Origin of the sequence: Pseudomonas sp. K5002 (genome assembly GCF_013386655.1) — a bacterium.
Classification (GTDB): domain Bacteria; phylum Pseudomonadota; class Gammaproteobacteria; order Pseudomonadales; family Pseudomonadaceae; genus Aquipseudomonas.
This window is the reverse complement of the sequence record NZ_JACARK010000401.1, coordinates 1-3,676: the sequence shown is the minus strand read 5'-3', so window position 1 is coordinate 3,676 and position 3,676 is coordinate 1. Positions and strand designations below refer to the sequence as shown.

General features: G+C 62.1%; 4 protein-coding genes. All 4 read right to left on the bottom strand.

All coding sequences use genetic code 11. The features are described 5' to 3' along the window. Window positions 1-28 precede the first annotated feature (28 nt). Window positions 29-853, bottom strand: coding sequence for an ABC transporter permease (locus HX846_RS18725; RefSeq protein WP_003210970.1), 825 nt, complete (start codon window positions 851-853; stop codon window positions 29-31). Between the two features lie 13 nt (window positions 854-866). Then, complete coding sequence (locus tag HX846_RS18720) at window positions 867-2,099, bottom strand: ABC transporter permease (RefSeq protein WP_003210972.1); 1,233 nt, start codon at window positions 2,097-2,099, stop codon at window positions 867-869. A gap of 212 nt (window positions 2,100-2,311) precedes the next feature. Then, complete coding sequence (locus tag HX846_RS18715) at window positions 2,312-3,352, bottom strand: ABC transporter substrate-binding protein (RefSeq protein WP_003210973.1); 1,041 nt, start codon at window positions 3,350-3,352, stop codon at window positions 2,312-2,314. 43 nt (window positions 3,353-3,395) lie between these two features. Then, window positions 3,396-3,676: TOBE domain-containing protein (locus HX846_RS18710; RefSeq protein ID WP_178965874.1), on the bottom strand; the 281-nt coding region annotated here is incomplete at its 5' end.

Here is a 3,676-nt window from a genome sequence, read left to right as displayed (position 1 = left end):
GCTCCCACATTTTGATCTCTGTTTGGCTTTAGACCTGGGCCGTACGCAGTTTCTCGCTGCGCCCGCGCAGCCATTCCAGGGTCAGCAACAACACCACCGAGAACGCGATCAACAAGGTCGCTGCGGCGGCAATGGTAGGGCTGAGGTTTTCACGGATGCCGCTGAACATCTGCCGTGGCAAGGTTGCCTGCTCGGGCCCGGCGAGGAACAGCGTCACTACCACTTCATCGAACGAGGTGGCAAAGGCGAACAGCGCACCCGAAATCACCCCCGGGGCAATCAACGGCAAGGTCACCCGGCGAAACGCCGTCAGCGGTGACGCGCCCAGGCTGGCCGCCGCCCGCACCAGGTTATGGTTGAACCCTTGCAAGGTCGCCGACACGGTGATGATCACAAACGGCACGCCCAGCACCGCGTGCACCACGATCAGCGAGAAGAAGCTGTTGCCCAGGCCCAGCGGCGCGAAGAACAGGTAACTGGCCACACCGATAATCACCACGGGCACTACCATCGGCGAAATCACCAGGGCCATCACCAGCGCCTTGCCGGGAAAGTGCCCCCGGGTCAGGCCAATCGCCGCCAGCGTGCCGAACACCATCGCCAGCACTGTAGCCGCCGGAGCCACGATGATGCTGTTCTTCAGGGCGCGCATCCATTCCGCCGAACCGAAGAAATCCTGGTACCAGTGCAGCGAGAAACCTTGCAGCGGGTAGACCAGGAAACTTCCACTGTTGAACGACAGCGGGATGATCACCAGCACCGGCAAGATCAGGAACAACAGGATCAGGCCGCAGAGGATCCGCAAGCTGTAGAACCAGACCCGTTCCACGGGCGACATATAAGGGCTCAGCATCGCAACGGTCTCCTTAGCTCAGGCGCAGGCGGCTGGCGCCCACCAGCCAGTTGTAGATCAGGTACAGCACCACGGTGGCCAGCAGCAACAAGCCGCCCAAGGCCGTGGCCATGCCCCAGTTGATGCTGGTGTTGGTGTAGAAGGCCACGAAGTAGCTGACCATCTGGTCGTTCGGGCTGCCCAGCAAGGCCGGGGTGATGTAGTAGCCAATCGCCAAAATGAACACCAACAGGCAGCCGGCACCAACGCCTGCGTAGGTCTGCGGGAAGTACACGCGCCAGAAGCTGGCGAATGGGTGGCAGCCCAGGGAGATTGCCGCCCGCATGTAGGTGGGCGAGATGCCTTTCATCACGCTGTAGATCGGCAAAATCATGAACGGCAACAGAATGTGCACCATGGAGATGTAGACGCCGAGCCGGTTGAACACCAGTTCCACCGGTTTATCGATCAGGCCCATGCCCATCAGCGCGCTGTTGATCAAGCCGCCGGACTGCAGCAACACGATCCAGGCCGCCACGCGCACCAGCACCGAGGTCCAGAACGGCAGCAGCACCAGGATCATCAGCAGGTTGCTTTGCCGCGCCGGCAAGTTGGCCAGCAGGTAAGCCAACGGATAGGCCAGCAGCAGGCAGCACACGGTGATGACCAGGCCCATCCAGAACGTACGGGCGAAGATATCGAGGTAGATCGCCTGGTCCGGGGTGGCCGGGGCGATTTCGCCGAGGTCGTCGATGCGGTGATCGACGGCGGCCAGCAAGTAGTATGGCGTGAGGCTGCTGGTGTTGCGCCGGATCGCCTGCCAGTACGCCGGGTCGCCCCAGCGTTCGTCGAGGTTTTCCAGCGCTTCTTTATAGGAGGCAGGCGCTTCGGTGAACGGCAGCGCCCGCGCGGTTTTCGTCAGCAGGCTGCGATAGCCCGCCAGCTCCATGTTCAAGCGTTTGGAGAGGTCGCCCAGGGTCGAGTTTTTCCGGGCTTCGCCCAGGTCCTCGCTGATGGCCTGGTACACCGGCTCGCCGGGCAGGCCACGACCGTCCCAGGCCGTCACCGCCACCACCGTGCGCGGCAGGCCGCCCACCACTTCCGGGTTGCCGACGCTTTTGTAGAGCAGCGCCACAATCGGTACCAGGAACACCAGCAGCAAAAACACCACCAATGGCGCGATCAGGGCCTGGGCCTTCCAGCGGTTGAGCCGCTCGGCACGCGCCAGGCGCTGTTTCAGGGTGGGGCTGGGAATGGCGAGGGCCATGGCGAACTCCGGATCGTAAAAAAGAATGCAGACCTGTGAAGGCCCACACCTGTGGCGAGGGGGCTTGTCCCCCGTTGGGCTGCGCAGCAGCCCCAGTAAAGCCACTGTGGTTTATTAGACTGACCGCGGTGGCTGGTTTTGGGGCCGCTTCGCAGCCCAACGGGGGACAAGCCCCCTCGCCACAAAAAGCCCATCCACCCTGGGTGCGGTGGTTACTTGGCAGCCCAGGAATTGAAGCGCTGCTCCAGTTGCTCACCGTTATCCGCCCAGAAGCTCACGTCGATCTGCACCTGGTTGGCGATGTTTTCCGGGGTAGTCGGCATATCCTTCAGGATGTCCTTCGCCAGCAACGGTACCGCCTGGGTATTGGCCGGGCCGTAGGCGATGTTTTCCGAATAGGTCTTCTGCTGCTGCGGCTGCACCGAGAAGGCGATGAACTTCTTCGCCGCGTCAGCACGGTCCTTGGCCAGGCCTTTTGGAATGGCCCAGGCGTCGAAATCGTAGATCCCGCCGTTCCACACCACTTTCAAATTGCTTTCTTTCTGCACGGCAGCGATCCGGCCGTTGTAGGCAGAACTCATCACCACGTCGCCAGAAGCGAGGTACTGCGGCGGTTGGGCGCCCGCTTCCCACCACTGGATATACGGCTTGAGCTCATCGAGCTTCTTGAACGCACGGTCCTGGCCATCTTTGCCGGCCAGCACCTTGTACACATCCTTCGGCGCCACACCGTCAGCCATCAAGGCGAATTCCAGGGTGTACTTGGCGCCCTTGCGCAGGCCGCGTTTGCCCGGGAATTTCTTGGTGTCCCAGAAATCGGCCCAGCCGCCTGGCGGTGCTTTCAGTTTGTCGGCGTTGTAGGCCAGCACCGTGGACCACACGAAGAAACCCACGCCGCACGGCTGGATCGCGCCCTTCACGTAGTCGCCCGGGTTGCCGAACAGTTTCGGGTCCAGGGGCTCGAACATGTCTTCGTCACAGCCACGGGACAGTTCCGGCGACTCCACTTCCACCAGGTCCCAGGACACGCTCTTGGTGTCGACCATGGCCTTGACCTTGGCCATTTCACCGTTGTATTCACCGGCGACGATCTTGCCGTTGCCCGCGCTTTCCCACGGTGCATAGAAGGCCTTGACCTGCGCCGCCTTGTTCGCGCCACCAAAGGACACCACCGTCAAATCAGGGCCTGCCATGGCCTGTGTCGCGCCCATCAAGCTCAGAGCCAGGGCGGAATATTTCAGGGATCTCAACATTGTTGTTCTCTCCACGTGCGAGGTTGGTGAAGCAAGGGGGCGATCAATTCGCCTCTAGAAGTGGGTCGAGTGCGCGAACGTGCTCGACTTGCCAGCCAATCGGTACCACGTCGCCGACCGCCAGGGCTGTGTCCAGCTCGGCGATCGGTTGTTTCACAAAAAAATCGGTCTTGCCGCAGACTTCCAGGCGCACCCGCACGTGGTCGCCCAGGTAGATGAACTCGGCCACGCGCCCGGAGAATCGGTTGACGCAGCTTTCACTGGAGCCATTCAGGCTGACGCGCTCGGGGCGCACCGACAAGGTCACCGGGCCGCCGACCTGGC

Bases quoted from the DNA above. Each gene is read 5' to 3' on its own strand.
- HX846_RS18725 (WP_003210970.1), bottom strand. From the start codon at position 853: ATGCTGAGCCCTTATATGTCGCCCGTGGAACGGGTCTGGTTCTACAGC.
- HX846_RS18715 (WP_003210973.1), bottom strand. From the start codon at position 3,352: ATGTTGAGATCCCTGAAATATTCCGCCCTGGCTCTGAGCTTGATGGGC.
- HX846_RS18720 (WP_003210972.1), bottom strand. From the start codon at position 2,099: ATGGCCCTCGCCATTCCCAGCCCCACCCTGAAACAGCGCCTGGCGCGT.